This window comes from Arenibaculum sp., from assembly GCF_035998295.1.
GTDB lineage: Bacteria > Pseudomonadota > Alphaproteobacteria > Azospirillales > Azospirillaceae > DASYHS01.
Genome location: NZ_DASYHS010000281.1, coordinates 1 through 13,405, shown reverse-complemented (window position 1 = coordinate 13,405; position 13,405 = coordinate 1). Strand labels below are relative to the sequence as shown.

The window sequence follows — 13,405 nt, the reverse complement described above, 5'->3', positions numbered from 1 at the left end:
ATGCGGATGCGAAAACGGTACGACCACCCGAAGGCGCGCTTCTAGCACGTCGAAGCCTCGTCTGGAAGGCCCTTGTTCGCGTGGGCCTCGAAGGCCTTTGTTCGAATGGGCGCGGCGCGGCATGCCGCCGGCTTCGCTTTCGCGAGTGTTGCAACAGCTGGTATCGCCATGGCCATTTTGAAGATAGCCCGAATGGGGCACCCCGTTCTGCGAAGGGTCGCCGATCCGGTGCCCGACCCGGCCGACCCGCTGGTCCGGCGTCTGGCCGCCGACATGGCCGAGACCATGGTGGACGCGGGCGGCGTCGGCCTCGCCGCGCCCCAGGTCCACGAGTCGGTGCGTCTCATCGTCTTCCGCCTGCCCCGGGAGCGGCGGCAGCCGGGCGAGGAGGAGGAGGGGCCCTCCGGCATCACGGTCCTGGTCAACCCGAAGATCGTGCCGGTCGGCGACGAGATGCTCTCGGGCTGGGAGGGATGCCTGTCGATCCCGGGGCTGCGCGGCGTCGTCCCGCGCCACGCCCGCATCCTCTATCGCGGCTTCGACCTGGACGGCAGCCCGATCGAGCGCGAGGCCACCGGCTTCCATGCCCGGGTCGTCCAGCATGAGGTGGATCACCTGGACGGGGTTCTCTATCTCGAACGGATGGACGATCTGCGCTGGCTCGGGTTTAACGAGGAGAGCCTCCGTTACCAGCTGGCCGAGACCGAAGGAACCGGGGGCGAAGGGAAGGCCGAAGGGAAGGCCGAAGGGAAGGCCGAAGGGAAGGAGTGAGCACGGATGGACGAGACCGGCATGCATGACGAGTTGGAGGGCCTGCGGGACCGGGTCATGCTCGCGACGCTTCCGAACGTCGTCTTCGACGGCTGGAGCCTGCAGGCGCTGCGCGACGGCGCCGACATGGCCGGCCTCGGCCGGGAGGAGGCGTCGCGTGCCTTTCCCGGCGGCGTGCCCGACCTGGTCGAGCATTTCAGCGTCTGGGCCGACCGCGAGATGCTGCGCCTGCTCGAGACGCGGGGGCTCGATGCCATGAAGGTCCGGGAACGCGTCGCGCTGGCCGTGAGGGTCCGGCTGGAGCTGCTGGCCCCGCACCGCGAGGCCGTGAGGCGACTGGTCCCCTATTTCGCCCTGCCGCAGAACGCCTCGCTCGGCTTGCGGCTGCTCTACAGGACCGTCGACACGATCTGGTACGCCGCCGGGGATGCCGCGACCGATTTCAGCCACTACACGAAGCGGGCGCTGCTGTCGGGGGTCTACTCGACGAGCGTGCTGTACTGGCTCGACGACGGCACCGAGGATTTTCAGGATACCTGGGGCTTCCTCGACCGCCGCATCGCCGACGTGATGCGCCTCGGCCGCGCGACCGCGACGTTCGGGAGCCTGGGCGGGCTGGCGCGCGTGCTTCCCTCGCCGTTCCGCTTCGCGCGCCAGATCCGGCGCCGGACCCGCGACTCGGGCGTTCTGCCGATGCCGCCCGCCTAGGCAAGGCCGGCGGCTTCGGCCGCCGCGCTACTTCTTGCGGAATGCGTCCAGCGCGACCACTTCGCCCATCTTCGGCTGCTCCTCCTTGGAGGAGCGCTCGGCGGTCTCCGCGACCTTTTCGGTGATGCTGGCCTCGATCTCGTCGACCGCGCCCATGGCTTCGGCCGCGTGCAGCGGCTGGAACTGGAGGGCGAAGTTCACCGACGGGTCGGCGAAGGTGGTGATCGCCGAGAACGGGATGGTCAGGCGCTCATGCACGTTGTTGAAGCTGAGCGTGACGTTGAACATGTCCTCCGAGATCTCCAGTCCATAGAACTGGTACTGCAGGACGATCGTCATCTCGCTCGGGTACTGGTCCGAGAGATAATCGGGAATGTCGACGCCGGGATGGTTCGTCCGGAACGTCAGATAGAAATGGTGGTTGCCCGGCAGGCCGTGCTCGGCCGCCTGCGTCAGGGCTTCCCGAACGACGCCGCGCAGCGCCCCTTCAACCATCTTGTCGTATCGCAGATGCTCAACGGTCATCAGGGACGTTCGCCTCGCCAGGGACAATAATGAAGTGGGGGGACTTCTGTTGCCCGGCGCCCCCCGAGCCGCGCACGGCTACTTACGCAGCCGCGCGGAGTGCAACGTTGTCGTTGGCACTTGTGATACGGCCCGATAACGGCGGAACCATGCCGGGCGAAAACCATGTCTTTACCACGCGCGTCGATCCTGTTTCGCCCCCGAGGTACCCGCCGGCGCCGCCGGCGGGTCTGGAACTGGTGGAGGCGCCGGGTACCGCCCCCGGGTCCGCTACGCTTATTCCACATGGCGTTTATCGCCATAGCCCGCTTGCGCGGACGATCCAGATATAGACGCCGCCGGTTTTCGTTACAAGAGGAGTCCTCTTTCCAGGCGGGGCGATGCTCCGCTATCAAGGGCCGGGCAGAGTAGGGGGGAGCGATGCGGCAGTACCACGAGTTGATGCGCCACGTCCTGGACCGCGGCGTCGTCCGCGGCGACCGGACCGGGGTCGGCACGCGGGGCGTTTTCGGCTGGCAGATGCGCTTCGACCTGCGCGACGGCTTTCCCCTGGTGACGACGAAGAAGCTGCATCTGCGCTCGATCGTGAACGAGCTGCTGTGGTTCCTGCGGGGCGACACCAACGTGGCTTGGCTGCGCGAGAACAAGGTCACGATCTGGGACGAATGGGCGGGCCCCGACGGCGACCTCGGCCCCGTGTACGGCAAGCAGTGGCGTGCGTGGGAGGCGGCGGACGGCCGCGTCATCGACCAGATCTCCTGGGTCGTGGAGGAGATCCGCCGCAACCCCAACAGCCGGCGTCTGATCGTGAGCGCCTGGAACGTCGGCGACCTCGACCGCATGGCGCTCGCTCCCTGCCACTGCCTGTTCCAGTTCCACGTCGCCGAGGGGCGGCTGTCCTGCCAGCTCTACCAGCGCTCGGCCGACATCTTCCTCGGCGTGCCGTTCAACATCGCCTCCTACGCCCTGCTCACGCTGATGGTGGCCCGGGCGACCGGGCTCGAGCCCGGGGACTTCGTCCACACGCTCGGCGACGCGCATCTGTACCTGAACCACCTGGACCAGGCCCGGCTCCAGCTCGAACGCGAGCCGCGTCCGCTGCCCGTGATGACGCTGAACCCGGAGGTCCGGGACGTGTTCGGCTTCCGCTACGAGGACTTCGTCCTGTCCGGATACGATCCGCACCCCCACATCCCGGCCCCGGTCGCGGTCTAGCGGGCCGGCCGCCCGGCCAGCCAGCGCAGCAGTTCGTCGTCGAAGGCGCCGCTCTCCTCGAGCTGCGGGGTATGGCCGCTGCGGTCGAACACCCGGACCGTCAGGTCGCGGAAACGGTCCCTGTACGGGTCCCAGGCCGCATAGGGCGGAACCAGGTAGTCGAACCGCCCCAGGGCCAGGAACACCGGCACGTCGAGCTCACACAGGCCCGCGGCGACGTCGACGTCGCGAAAGAGCGTGCCCCACATGTGGTCGACCACGGGCATGTTGACGCCGACGCCGTCCCACAGCGCGGTGGCGTCGTAGTCGTGGTCGTACCAGCTCCGGGCCCCCATCCTGATGCAGAAGGCCGCGAACCGCCGTTCCGGCGCCGCCTGGATGTCCGCGGGAAGCTGCCGCAGATCGCTCTCGAGCTTCGCCTTGCGCTCCGGGCAGACCGCTTCCTCCCAGTACCGCTCGGCCAGGCGCATATGCGCGGGGCCGAGGCTCGGGCCGGTGGCGATCATGACGACGTGCGACACCCGCTGCGGGTACGCCTTGGCGTATTCGAGCGCCAGGTAGCCGTTTCCGGAATGCCCGATGACGACGACCTCGTCCAGGCCGAGCTGGCGCCTCGCCGCTTCGACGTCGGCGAGGACGGTCCCAAGGCCGTAGTCCGACGGCTCGAACGCCCCCGACGGCCGGCCGTGGCCGCCATGGTCGAGGAAGACGAGCTTCAGCTCCTGCCGCAGGCGGTCGGAAAAGGTCCTGGGATAGTAGACGGCGCTGCCGATCACGAGGGCGGGCTTGCCGTCCCCCTCGATCGCATAGCCGAGTTCGAAATTTCCGGCGCGTATGACGCCGCGTTCGCCGGGGATGCCGGCGTTCCCGTGTTCGGACATGATGCTTGCCTCTGCTTGGATCCGCTGGCCGGAACGGCTGTTCCGGATTGCCGAAGGCGCGGCGGCGCTCTCCCGGGGCTTCCGGGATGCGTGCCGGCGGCATTCGGCCGGTGGTATTCCGATCGTGGCGGCGTCGCTAGTGCACGAGGGGCACGGAAGGTGTCCTGATGAAGGGATCGGGCCGGTTGCCGCCGATCTCTTGCCAGAAGCTCTCATTTGTTTCAAGCGCTGGCAGACGGGGCGCCGCGCGTGTAGGGTCTTGGGATCGTCTATCGAAACCGAGTCCACGGGACGTTGCCGACGATGCGGATCTCCCTGGTTGCGGCGGTCGCTGCGAACGGCGTCATCGGGCGGGACAACGGCCTGCCCTGGCGCATCCCTGCGGACCTGCGCCACTTCAAGGCGCTGACGCTCGGCAAGCCGGTCGTCATGGGGCGCCATACCTTCGTATCGATCGGCCGGCCGCTGCCGGGCCGCCTCAACATCGTCCTGACCCGCGGCGCGCCGATCGGAGGCGTCGTCACCGCGGCCTCCCCGGCGCAGGCCGTGGCCGCCGCCGAGGCGGCCGGTGCCGGCGAGGCGATGGTGATCGGCGGGGAGCAGGTCTATCGGCTGTTCATGGATCGCGCCGACCGGATCTACCTGACCGAGGTGCATGCCGAGGTGGAGGGCGACGCGCGCTTCCCCGCCTTCGAGCGGACCGCATGGACCGAGACGGCGCGCGACGACCGTCCAGCGGAAGGCGAGACGCCGGCCTACAGTTTCGTAACGCTCGACCGGGCGCCATAGTCGGGCAGGCCTTTTGAGACCGCGCGGGGACAATCCCGATATTGACGAAACGGCCGGCTCGGTCTAGGCCATTGCGCAACCACGACAGCGCGCAAGGTGCATCGTTACTTGCGTGCTGCGTTACACAGGGAGGTAACTCGTCATGAAGATGCTTTCGCTGGCGGCCGCCACCGCCGCACTCGCCGTGCTCGCGACCCCCGCATTCGCCCAGACCAAGAGCGTCGCCGTCACGGCGATCGTCGAGCACCCGGCCCTCGACGCCGCGCGCGACGGCGTGCGCGACGCGCTCAAGGACGCCGGTTTCCGCGAGGGCGAGAACCTGCAGTTCTCGTACCAGAGCGCCCAGGGCAACCCTGCGACCGCCGCCCAGATCGCCCGCCAGCTCGTCGGCGACCGGCCGGACGTGATCGTGCCGATCTCCACGCCTTCGGCCCAGGCCGTCGTCGCCGCGACCCGCGACATCCCCGTCGTCTTCACGGCCGTGACCGATCCGCTCGGCGCCCAGCTCGTCACCGACATGGAGAAGCCCGGCGGGAACGTGACCGGCCTGTCCGACATGTCCCCGCTCGCCGAGCACCTGGCCCTGATCAAGGAGATCACGCCGGACGCCAAGCGCATCGGCATCCCCTACAATCCCGGTGAGCCGAACTCCGTGACCGTCGTCAACATGATGAAGGAAATGGCGCAGGAGCAGGGTCTGGAGATCGTGGAGGCCACGGCGACCCGGTCGGCCGACGTCCAGGCGGCGGCGCGCAGCCTCGTCGGCCGGGCGGACGTCATGTACATCCCGCTCGACAACACGATCGTCTCCGCGCTCGAGGGCGTGGTCTCGGTCGCGGACCAGAACGACATCCCCGTCTACGCCGCCGATACGGCGAGCGTCGATCGCGGCGCCTTCGCGGCGGTCGGCTTCAACTACTACGACGTCGGCCGGCAGACCGGCGAAGTGGTGGCGCGGATCCTCAAGGGCGAGAATGCCGGCGACATTCCGGTGCGGGTCGCCGCCGGCACCGACCTGGTGGTCAACCCGGCCGCCGCCGAGGCGCAGGGCGTGAAGCTGCCGGAAGCCGTCGTGTCCCGTGCGACCAAGGTGATCGGCCAGTGACCAGCCCGCGCCACTGTGCGGCCGCTCTCGTCGGCCGCGCTGCGGGATGCCGGATCGAGGGTGGCCGATGAGCCAGGTCGCCCTCCTCGGTGCCGTCGAGATCGGCCTCGTCTTCGCGCTGGTCGGTCTCGGGGTCTATCTGGCGTTCCGCGTGCTCGACTTTCCCGACCTGACGGTCGACGGCAGCTTCCCTCTCGGGGCTGCCGTTGCCGCCACCATGATCGTCGCCGGCGTGAACCCGTGGCTGGCCAGCCTCGGGGCCATGGCCGCGGGCGCGGTCGCGGGACTGGTGACGGCGACGCTGAACGTCCGGTTCCGCATCCTGCACCTGCTCGCGAGCATCCTGACGATGATCGCGCTGTTCTCGGTGAACCTGCGCGTCATGGGCCGCCCGAACGTCGCGCTCATCGCCCAGGAGACGGTGCTGACGCCGTTCTACGGGCTCGGCGTGCCCGAGCACATCGTCCGTCCCCTGTTCGTGCTCGTCGTGGTCGCGATCGTCGTGCTGCTGCTCGCGCGCTTCCTCGGCAGCGAGTTCGGCCTCGCCATGCGGGCGACGGGCGTGAACGCGCGCATGGCGCGTGCCCAGGGCGTCTCGACCGATCTCCACGTCTATGTCGGCATGGCGCTCAGCAACGCCCTCGTCGGGCTGGCCGGCGCCCTGTTCGCGCAGACCAACGGCTTCGCCGACGTGACCGCCGGCATCGGCACGATCGTAGTGGGTCTCGCGGCCGTGATCGTCGGCGAGACCGTGTTCCGGGCCCGGAGGCTCCTGTGGATCCTCGTCGGGTGCGTCTTCGGCTCGATCGTCTACCGCCTCGCCATCCAGTTCGCCCTTTCCGCCGACGTCATCGGGCTGCAGGCGTCCGACTTGAACCTCGTCACGGCGGTCCTGGTCGCCGTCGCGCTGATCCTGCCGCGCGTCCGCGTTCGGGCCGGCGGGGGTAGGGCCCCAAGGAGAGTGCCGGCGCAATGATCACCGTAGAGAACGTCCATGTCGTGTTCGCTCCGGGCACGCCACTGGAGAAGCACGCCCTGCGTGGTGTCGACCTGCGGATCCCCGAAGGGGAGTTCGTCACCGTGATCGGCTCCAACGGCGCCGGCAAGTCGACCCTGCTGTCGGCGCTCGCCGGGGATGCGATCCCGGAGGATGGCCGCATCGCGATCGACGACGTCGACGTCACCACCTGGGCGACGCCCCGGCGTGCCGGGCTGGTCGCCCGGGTGTTCCAGGACCCGATGGCGGGCAGCTGCGCGACGCTGACGATCGAGGAGAACATGGCGCTGGCGGCCGCGCGCGGGCGCAGCCGGGGCTTCGGCCGCGCGCTCGACGGCGGGCGCCGGCGCGGGTTCCGGGAGCGGGTCTCCGAACTCGGGCTCGGGCTGGAGAACAGGCTGTCCGACCGCATGGGGCTGCTGTCCGGCGGCCAGCGCCAGGCGGTCAGCCTGCTGATGGCGACGCTTGCCGGGTCGAAGATCCTGCTCCTGGACGAGCACACCGCGGCCCTCGACCCGGCGACCGCGGATTTCGTCCTGAAGCTGACGCGCCGCATCGTGACCGAGCACCGGCTGACCACGATGATGGTGACCCACAGCATGCGCCAGGCGCTCGACTATGGCGACCGGACGATCATGCTCCACGAAGGCCGGATCGTCCTCGACGTTTCCGGACCGGAGCGCGCGGGCATGGACGTGCCGGACCTGCTGGCGCTGTTCGCCCGCCAGCGCGGCGGCGAGCAGGTCAGCGACGACAGCCTGCTGATCGGCTGACGGAACGCCTCCTCCCGCCGCCGGCGGGAGGAGGCTCCCCCCTCAGCTCACGACGATGCGCGGGGCGGGGCGCTGCGGTCCGCCGCCGGCGTCCTTGGACAGCTTCTCCCAGATGCGCGCCGCGATCGACCGGTACGCCTCCGCATGCGGGCTGTCCGGCCGGCTCACCACGATGGGCTGCCCTTCGTCGCTGGTCTCGCGGATCGCGATGTCGAGCGGGATCTCGCCCAGGAACTCCGTCCCCAGGCGCTCCGCCTCCTGGCGCGCGCCGCCATGGCTGAAGATCTCGGTCCTGTGCCCGCAGTTCGGGCAGCAGAAATAGCTCATGTTCTCGATGATCCCGAGGACGGGCACGTCGACGCGGCGGAACATGTTCAGCCCCTTGCGGGCGTCGAGCAGCGCGATGTCCTGGGGGGTCGAGACGATGACGGCGCCCGCCAGCGGCACCTGTTGCGCCATGGTGAGCTGGGCGTCGCCGGTGCCGGGCGGCATGTCGACGACCAGCACGTCCAGCTCGCCCCAGTGGACGTCGCGGAGCATCTGCTGGAGCGCCGACTGCACCATCGGCCCGCGCCAGATCATCGGCGTGTCCTCGGCGACCAGGAAGCCCATGGACATCACGGCGATGCCGTAATTCTCCATCGGCTCCAGGGTCCGGCCGTCCTTCGACGTCGGCTTGCCCGAGATCGCCAGCATCCGCGGCACCGAAGGGCCGTAGATGTCGGCGTCGAGCAGCCCGACCCGGAGCCCGTTGACGCGCAGCGCCAGCGCGAGGTTGGCCGCGGTCGTCGACTTGCCCACGCCGCCCTTGCCCGACGCGACCGCGATGATCGCGCCGACGCCCGGCACCAGGGGGCGCGAACCCTGTTGCTGGCCGCCCTGTTGCTGGCCGCCCGCGCGGCCCGCCGCGTGCCGGTGCGGCCCCTCCTGGCGTGCCGCCTCGCGGTGCGCCGTCAGGACGGCGGTCGCGGACGTCACTCCCGGCAGGCGTTCGACCGCCTCCTCGGCGGCGCGGCGCAACGGCTCCAGCGCCGGCCCGCGCGCGGGGTCGACCTCTATCGCGAACTGGACCATCGCGTCCTTGATCACGACGCCGGAGATCATGCCGAGGCCGACGACGTCGGCGCCGCGATCCGGGTCGAGGACCGCACGCAACGCGTCGAGCACTTGGGCTTCGGTCACCTGTGCCATATGTTGAAAACTCCGAACTTTCTCCAATATTGGCGGGTATCGGACGGCCAGGAAACGCTCCATCTGCCCCGGTACTTATAGGGCCGGGCGAAACGGATGGAAAGCTCGGGGCCGCAACGGCAAACTGTCGGGAGCCGTGCCGCGAAGGACGGCGCACGGCTCGCGCACCGGGAACTCCGGAGCTCGGCAGGGCGTCCAAGAACGATATACAGGTACGAGAGGATCGAGCGGCATGCCGTGGAGCAATCAGGGAGGGGGCGGCGGTGGCGGCCCTTGGGGACCGCCACCCGGCAGCGGTGGCAACAACCCGTGGGGCCGGCCCGGCGGCGGCGGCGGGTCGGGCGGGCCGACGCCACCCGATCTGGAAGAACTCCTGCGCAAGGGCCAGGACCGCATCCGCAGGGTGATGCCCGGCGGCTTCGGCAGCGGACGCGGCGTCGCGATCCTCGGCATCATCATCGTCGGGGTCTGGCTGCTCAGCGGCTTCTACCGGGTCGGCGCGGAAGAGCAGGGCGTCGTCCTGCGCTTCGGCGATTGGGTCAGGACCGAGCAGCCGGGCCTGCGCTACCACCTGCCGACGCCGATCGAGAGCGTGCTCCTGCCCAAGGTGACCCGCGTCAACAGGATCGAGGTCGGCTACCGCTCCGGCGCGGTCGACGGCCGGCGCGGGGGGGCCGACCGCGACGTCCCGGACGAGAGCCTGATGCTGACCGGCGACGAGAACATCATCGACATCGACTTCGCCGTGCTGTGGCAGATCAAGGACGCCGGCGAATACCTGTTCAAGATCCGCGATCCCGAGGCGACGGTGAAGAAGGCGGCCGAATCCGCCATGCGCGAGGTGATCGGCCGGACCGACATCCAGCCCGCGCTGACGGAAGCGCGCCAAGAGATCGAGGTCGCGACCCGCGCCCTCCTCCAGGGCATGCTCGACCAGTACCAGGCCGGCATCGAGGTCGTGCAGGTGCAGCTGCAGAAGGTGGACCCGCCCGGCGCCGTCATCGACGCCTTCAACGACGTCCAGCGGGCCCGCGCCGACCGGGAGCGTCTGCGCAACGAGGCCGAGGCCTACCGCAACGACGTGATCCCGCGCGCACGCGGCGAGGCGGAGCGCCTGATCCAGGAGGCTTCGGCCTATCGCGAGCAGGTCGTGAGCCTCGCGCAGGGTGACGCGCAGCGCTTCGTGGCGGTGTTCGAGGCCTACCGCGACGCTCCGGACGTGACGACGCGCCGCCTCTATCTGGAGACGATGGAGCAGATCCTGCGCGGCACGAACAAGGTCATCATCGACGGCGACACCGGTGGACAGGGCGTCGTCCCCTACCTGCCGCTGAACGAGCTCAGGGTACCGGGCATCGCGGGCCAGCCGCAGGCGGCCACGCCCGGCCGTCCGGGCGTGGCCGGCCAGCCCGTCCCGGCCAACTGACGAGGTGGCAGAATGAACAAGAAGTTGATCGCCGGCATCCTCGTCCTCCTCGTGGGCGTGGTCGCCTTCGCGTCCCTCTTCACCGTGAACGAGACCCAGCAGGTCCTGGTCCTGCGCCTCGGCGAGCCGCGGCGCCAGATCCAGACGCCCGGCCTCCAGGCCAAGGTCCCGCTGATCGAGAACCTCGTCGTCTACGACCGGCGCGTCCTCGATCTCGACCCGCCGGTGGAGCAGGTGATCCTGGCCGACCAGAAGCGCCTCGACGTCGACGCCTTCGCCCGCTACCGCATCGCCGACCCGCTGCGCTTCTACCAGACGGTCCGGGACGAGGCGACGCTGGAGCAGCGCCTCAACACCATCGTCACCTCGGCCCTGCGCCGCGTGCTCGGCAACGTGACCCTGCTCACGATCCTCTCCGACGAGCGCACGCAGGTCATGGCCGACATCAGCCAGCGCGTGAACGAGGAGGCCCAGCGCTTCGGCATCGAGATCGTCGACGTCCGGATCCGCCGCGCCGACCTGCCCGAGGAGACCAGCCAGGCCATCTTCGCCCGCATGCGTTCCGAACGTGAGCGCGAGGCCGCCGAGGCCCGTGCCCAGGGCCAGGAGCAGGCCCAGCAGATCCGTTCCCGCGCGGATCGCGAGCGCACGGTCATCATCGCGGAATCCCAGCGCGACTCGCAGATCCTGCGCGGCGAAGGCGACAACCAGGCGCTTCGCATCCTTGCGGAGGCTTCCGGCCGGGACCCGGAATTCTACTCCTTCTACCGGACGCTCCAGGCCTACCGGGAGTCGCTGAACAAGGACGACACCACTTTCGTCCTGTCTCCGACCGGCGACTTCTTCCGCTTCTTCCGCGACGTCGATGCCGGGTTGCTCGCGGGGCGCCAGGACGGACCGGAGACGCCTCCCGGCAGCGTCGGCCCCGCCGCCCTGCCTCCGACCGGGGCGCTGCCGTCTCCGGCCACCGTGCAGGAAGCCGAGGCGACCGGACGGGCGTCGCCGCTCCAGGCGCCGGCGCAGTAGCGCTCCCTTCCCGCGGCCGGGCCCTTCACGGGTCCGGCCGTCCGCTTTTTCCATGCCTGTTCCCTCCCCGGTGTCCCCCTGGCATCCGAAGACGTCCTGACCGCGCTGGCGCTCGTCCTCGTGATCGAGGGCCTGCTCTATGCGCTCTTCCCGGCCGCGATGCGCCAGGCGCTCGCGGCCGCGCTGGCGCTCGCGCCGGACAGGCTGCGCGCCGTCGGATTGATTGCGGCGGCAATCGGGGTTGGAATAGTCTGGCTGTTGCGCGGCTGATCCCGCGCCGCCGCCAAAAGGTGCCGCAATTTGGATGGACCCTTCCGCTCGACCGGTTGCGATGCCCGATCGCTTGAAGGTGGTCGGGCGGCAACATACCTCGTTGACGACGGGTTGGGCCTCGCCCATCCCCGAAAGGCGCCGCTTCGAGTCGAGGAGACAGCTCGCGTGACCCAACGTGCCCGTCGGACCGCTACGGCCAAGGCCGTCGACCAGCGGCAGGAATCATGGACCCTGGCGGTTATCCTGCCCCTGCTCGCGGCGCTGGTGGCGGCCGTCCTCCTGGCGGCCGGTGCCGCTCAGGCGCAAGGCCGGACCAATGCCCCGGATTCGTTCGCAGACCTTGCCGAACGCCTTCTCCCTGCCGTGGTCAACATCTCGACGACGCAGAACATTCCCGAGCGTCGTGGCGAAGGGGCGATGCCGGACCTGCCGCAGTTCCCCCCCGGCTCCCCGTTCGAGGAGTTCTTCCGGGATTTCTTCGAGCGCCAGGGACCCGGCCCCGACGCGCCGCGCCGCTCGACGTCGCTCGGCTCCGGTTTCATCATCGATCCGACCGGCTACGTCGTCACCAACAACCACGTCATCCAGGATGCCGACGAGATCACGGTGATCCTGCACGACGACACCAATCTCGCGGCCGAGGTGGTCGGGCGCGACCCGAAGACCGACCTCGCATTGCTGCGCGTGACGGTGGACCGGCCGTTGCCCCACGTGCGTTTCGGCGACAGCGACGCGATGCGCGTGGGCGACTGGGTGATAGCGATCGGCAATCCGTTCGGCCTCGGCGGCACGGTCACCGCCGGCATCATCTCCGCCCGGGCCCGCGACATCAACGCCGGTCCGTACGACGATTTCCTCCAGACCGACGCCTCGATCAACCGGGGCAATTCCGGCGGCCCGATGTTCAATCTCGAAGGCGAGGTGATCGGCATCAACACCGCGATCTTCTCTCCCTCGGGCGGGTCGGTCGGCATCGGCTTCGCCATCCCGACCTCCCTCGCGCAGCCCGTGGTCGAGCAGCTCCAGGAGTTCGGCCGCACGCGGCGCGGCTGGCTCGGCGTCCGCATCCAGGCGGTCACGCCCGACATCGCCGAGAGCATCGGGATGGAGCGCGCCTATGGTGCCCTGGTGGCGAGCACGACGCCCGACGGGCCGGCCGCCGAGGGCGGCATTCTCCCGGGCGACGTGATCTTGAGCTTCAACGGCCGGGAGATCACGGAGATGCGGCGGCTGCCCCGCATCGTGGCGGAGACGTCGGTCGAGCGCGAGGTGCCGGTGACGGTGTGGCGCGGCGGCGGGGAGACCAGGCTGATGGTCAAGGTCGGCGAGCTGGAAGCGGCGGAGGAGTCCGGCCTGCTCGCCTCCATCCCGGACCAGGCCGCCCCGCAGAGCTCCGCGCCGGAGACGGTGGGCAGCCTCGGCCTCCAGCTGACCGACATCACGCCGGAGCTGCGCCAGCAGTTCGGCATCGCCGAGCAGGTGGCCGGAGTGCTGGTCGCCGAGGTCGACCGGGGCAGCCCGGCGGCCGAGAAGGGCCTGCTGCCGGGCGACGTCATCGTGGAGGTCGGCCAGGAAGAAGTGCGCTCCGCGCGCGACGTGGTCCAGCGCATCGACGCCGCGCGCGACGCCGGGCGGCGCTCGGTCCTCCTGCTCGTCGACCGGCAGGGCGACCTCCGCTTCATCGCTCTCGGCACGGGCTGACCGGTACCCGGCGGCGGGGGGGGA

At 69.8% G+C, this 13,405-nt stretch carries 14 protein-coding genes and 1 other RNA gene; 11 read left to right on the top strand and 4 right to left on the bottom strand.

The window, feature by feature from the left end; all coding sequences use genetic code 11:
- Window positions 1–168 precede the first annotated feature (168 nt).
- Together def and VGO20_RS26520 are read left to right on the top strand one after the other, a co-directional pair.
- Window positions 169–771 (top strand): peptide deformylase, encoded by a 603-nt coding sequence (def, locus tag VGO20_RS26525; RefSeq protein ID WP_327505418.1) that lies wholly within the window; start codon window positions 169–171, stop codon window positions 769–771.
- A 6-nt stretch (window positions 772–777) separates the two neighbouring features.
- A complete protein-coding gene (locus VGO20_RS26520; protein WP_327505417.1) occupies window positions 778–1,479 on the top strand; it encodes a COQ9 family protein in 702 nt (233 codons plus the stop codon).
- A 27-nt stretch (window positions 1,480–1,506) separates the two neighbouring features.
- On the opposite strand, the gene VGO20_RS26515 is transcribed toward VGO20_RS26520, so the two are convergent.
- Both VGO20_RS26515 and ssrA read right to left on the bottom strand, forming a co-directional pair.
- Window positions 1,507–2,004 carry an SspB family protein gene (locus tag VGO20_RS26515; RefSeq protein WP_327505416.1) on the bottom strand — a complete coding sequence of 166 codons (498 nt, stop codon included), beginning with the start codon at window positions 2,002–2,004 and terminating at the stop codon, window positions 1,507–1,509.
- A gap of 33 nt (window positions 2,005–2,037) precedes the next feature.
- Window positions 2,038–2,362, bottom strand: a transfer-messenger RNA (tmRNA) gene (ssrA, locus tag VGO20_RS26510).
- 62 nt (window positions 2,363–2,424) lie between these two features.
- Between ssrA and VGO20_RS26505 the strand changes: the two genes are divergently transcribed.
- Window positions 2,425–3,219 carry a thymidylate synthase gene (locus VGO20_RS26505; protein ID WP_327505415.1) on the top strand — a complete coding sequence of 265 codons (795 nt, stop codon included), beginning with the start codon at window positions 2,425–2,427 and terminating at the stop codon, window positions 3,217–3,219.
- Here the strand turns inward: VGO20_RS26505 and VGO20_RS26500 are convergent.
- The gene (locus tag VGO20_RS26500) at window positions 3,216–4,100 is read right to left on the bottom strand and encodes an alpha/beta fold hydrolase (RefSeq protein ID WP_327505414.1); all 885 of its coding nucleotides are present in this window, start codon (window positions 4,098–4,100) and stop codon (window positions 3,216–3,218) included. The two genes, VGO20_RS26505 and VGO20_RS26500, sit on opposite strands and share 4 nt — an antisense overlap.
- A gap of 303 nt (window positions 4,101–4,403) precedes the next feature.
- Between VGO20_RS26500 and VGO20_RS26495 the strand changes: the two genes are divergently transcribed.
- From VGO20_RS26495 to VGO20_RS26480, 4 genes are all read left to right on the top strand, one after another.
- Window positions 4,404–4,889 carry a dihydrofolate reductase gene (locus tag VGO20_RS26495; RefSeq protein WP_327505413.1) on the top strand — a complete coding sequence of 162 codons (486 nt, stop codon included), beginning with the start codon at window positions 4,404–4,406 and terminating at the stop codon, window positions 4,887–4,889.
- Window positions 4,890–5,031: 142 nt separating this feature from the next.
- Window positions 5,032–5,994 (top strand): ABC transporter substrate-binding protein, encoded by a 963-nt coding sequence (locus tag VGO20_RS26490; protein WP_414639910.1) that lies wholly within the window; start codon window positions 5,032–5,034, stop codon window positions 5,992–5,994.
- Window positions 5,995–6,061: 67 nt separating this feature from the next.
- The gene (locus VGO20_RS26485; protein ID WP_327505412.1) at window positions 6,062–6,970 is read left to right on the top strand and encodes an ABC transporter permease; all 909 of its coding nucleotides are present in this window, start codon (window positions 6,062–6,064) and stop codon (window positions 6,968–6,970) included.
- On the top strand, window positions 6,967–7,764 hold the full coding sequence (locus VGO20_RS26480) for an ABC transporter ATP-binding protein (RefSeq protein ID WP_327505411.1): 798 nt from the start codon (window positions 6,967–6,969) through the stop codon (window positions 7,762–7,764). The genes VGO20_RS26485 and VGO20_RS26480 overlap by 4 nt, the downstream gene beginning before the upstream one ends.
- A 42-nt stretch (window positions 7,765–7,806) precedes the next feature.
- Here VGO20_RS26480 and apbC read toward each other — a convergent pair whose 3' ends face one another.
- Window positions 7,807–8,955 carry an iron-sulfur cluster carrier protein ApbC gene (apbC, locus tag VGO20_RS26475; protein WP_327505410.1) on the bottom strand — a complete coding sequence of 383 codons (1,149 nt, stop codon included), beginning with the start codon at window positions 8,953–8,955 and terminating at the stop codon, window positions 7,807–7,809.
- Between the two features lie 232 nt (window positions 8,956–9,187).
- On the opposite strand from apbC, the gene hflK reads away from it, so the two are divergent.
- The 4 genes from hflK (at window position 9,188) to VGO20_RS26455 (ending at window position 13,381) form a co-directional block, all read left to right on the top strand.
- Entirely contained in the window at window positions 9,188–10,381 is a 1,194-nt protein-coding gene (gene hflK, locus VGO20_RS26470; RefSeq protein WP_327505409.1) for an FtsH protease activity modulator HflK, read from the top strand.
- 12 nt (window positions 10,382–10,393) lie between these two features.
- Complete coding sequence (gene hflC, locus VGO20_RS26465; RefSeq protein ID WP_327505408.1) at window positions 10,394–11,407, top strand: protease modulator HflC; 1,014 nt, start codon at window positions 10,394–10,396, stop codon at window positions 11,405–11,407.
- A gap of 78 nt (window positions 11,408–11,485) precedes the next feature.
- Window positions 11,486–11,677, top strand: coding sequence for a DUF2065 domain-containing protein (locus VGO20_RS26460; protein WP_327505438.1), 192 nt, complete (start codon window positions 11,486–11,488; stop codon window positions 11,675–11,677).
- Between the two features lie 168 nt (window positions 11,678–11,845).
- On the top strand, window positions 11,846–13,381 hold the full coding sequence (locus VGO20_RS26455; protein WP_414639908.1) for a DegQ family serine endoprotease: 1,536 nt from the start codon (window positions 11,846–11,848) through the stop codon (window positions 13,379–13,381).
- Window positions 13,382–13,405 lie beyond the last annotated feature (24 nt).

What these genes read in the sequence shown, in the direction of transcription:
- VGO20_RS26480 (WP_327505411.1), top strand. Translation starts at nt 6,967, where the DNA reads ATGATCACCGTAGAGAACGTCCATGTCGTGTTCGCTCCGGGCACGCCA.
- hflK (WP_327505409.1), top strand. Translation starts at nt 9,188, where the DNA reads ATGCCGTGGAGCAATCAGGGAGGGGGCGGCGGTGGCGGCCCTTGGGGA.
- VGO20_RS26505 (WP_327505415.1), top strand. Translation starts at nt 2,425, where the DNA reads ATGCGGCAGTACCACGAGTTGATGCGCCACGTCCTGGACCGCGGCGTC.
- VGO20_RS26515 (WP_327505416.1), bottom strand. Translation starts at nt 2,004, where the DNA reads ATGACCGTTGAGCATCTGCGATACGACAAGATGGTTGAAGGGGCGCTG.
- VGO20_RS26520 (WP_327505417.1), top strand. Translation starts at nt 778, where the DNA reads ATGGACGAGACCGGCATGCATGACGAGTTGGAGGGCCTGCGGGACCGG.
- VGO20_RS26490 (WP_414639910.1), top strand. Translation starts at nt 5,032, where the DNA reads ATGAAGATGCTTTCGCTGGCGGCCGCCACCGCCGCACTCGCCGTGCTC.
- VGO20_RS26495 (WP_327505413.1), top strand. Translation starts at nt 4,404, where the DNA reads ATGCGGATCTCCCTGGTTGCGGCGGTCGCTGCGAACGGCGTCATCGGG.
- hflC (WP_327505408.1), top strand. Translation starts at nt 10,394, where the DNA reads ATGAACAAGAAGTTGATCGCCGGCATCCTCGTCCTCCTCGTGGGCGTG.
- apbC (WP_327505410.1), bottom strand. Translation starts at nt 8,955, where the DNA reads ATGGCACAGGTGACCGAAGCCCAAGTGCTCGACGCGTTGCGTGCGGTC.
- VGO20_RS26485 (WP_327505412.1), top strand. Translation starts at nt 6,062, where the DNA reads ATGAGCCAGGTCGCCCTCCTCGGTGCCGTCGAGATCGGCCTCGTCTTC.
- VGO20_RS26500 (WP_327505414.1), bottom strand. Translation starts at nt 4,100, where the DNA reads ATGTCCGAACACGGGAACGCCGGCATCCCCGGCGAACGCGGCGTCATA.
- def (WP_327505418.1), top strand. Translation starts at nt 169, where the DNA reads ATGGCCATTTTGAAGATAGCCCGAATGGGGCACCCCGTTCTGCGAAGG.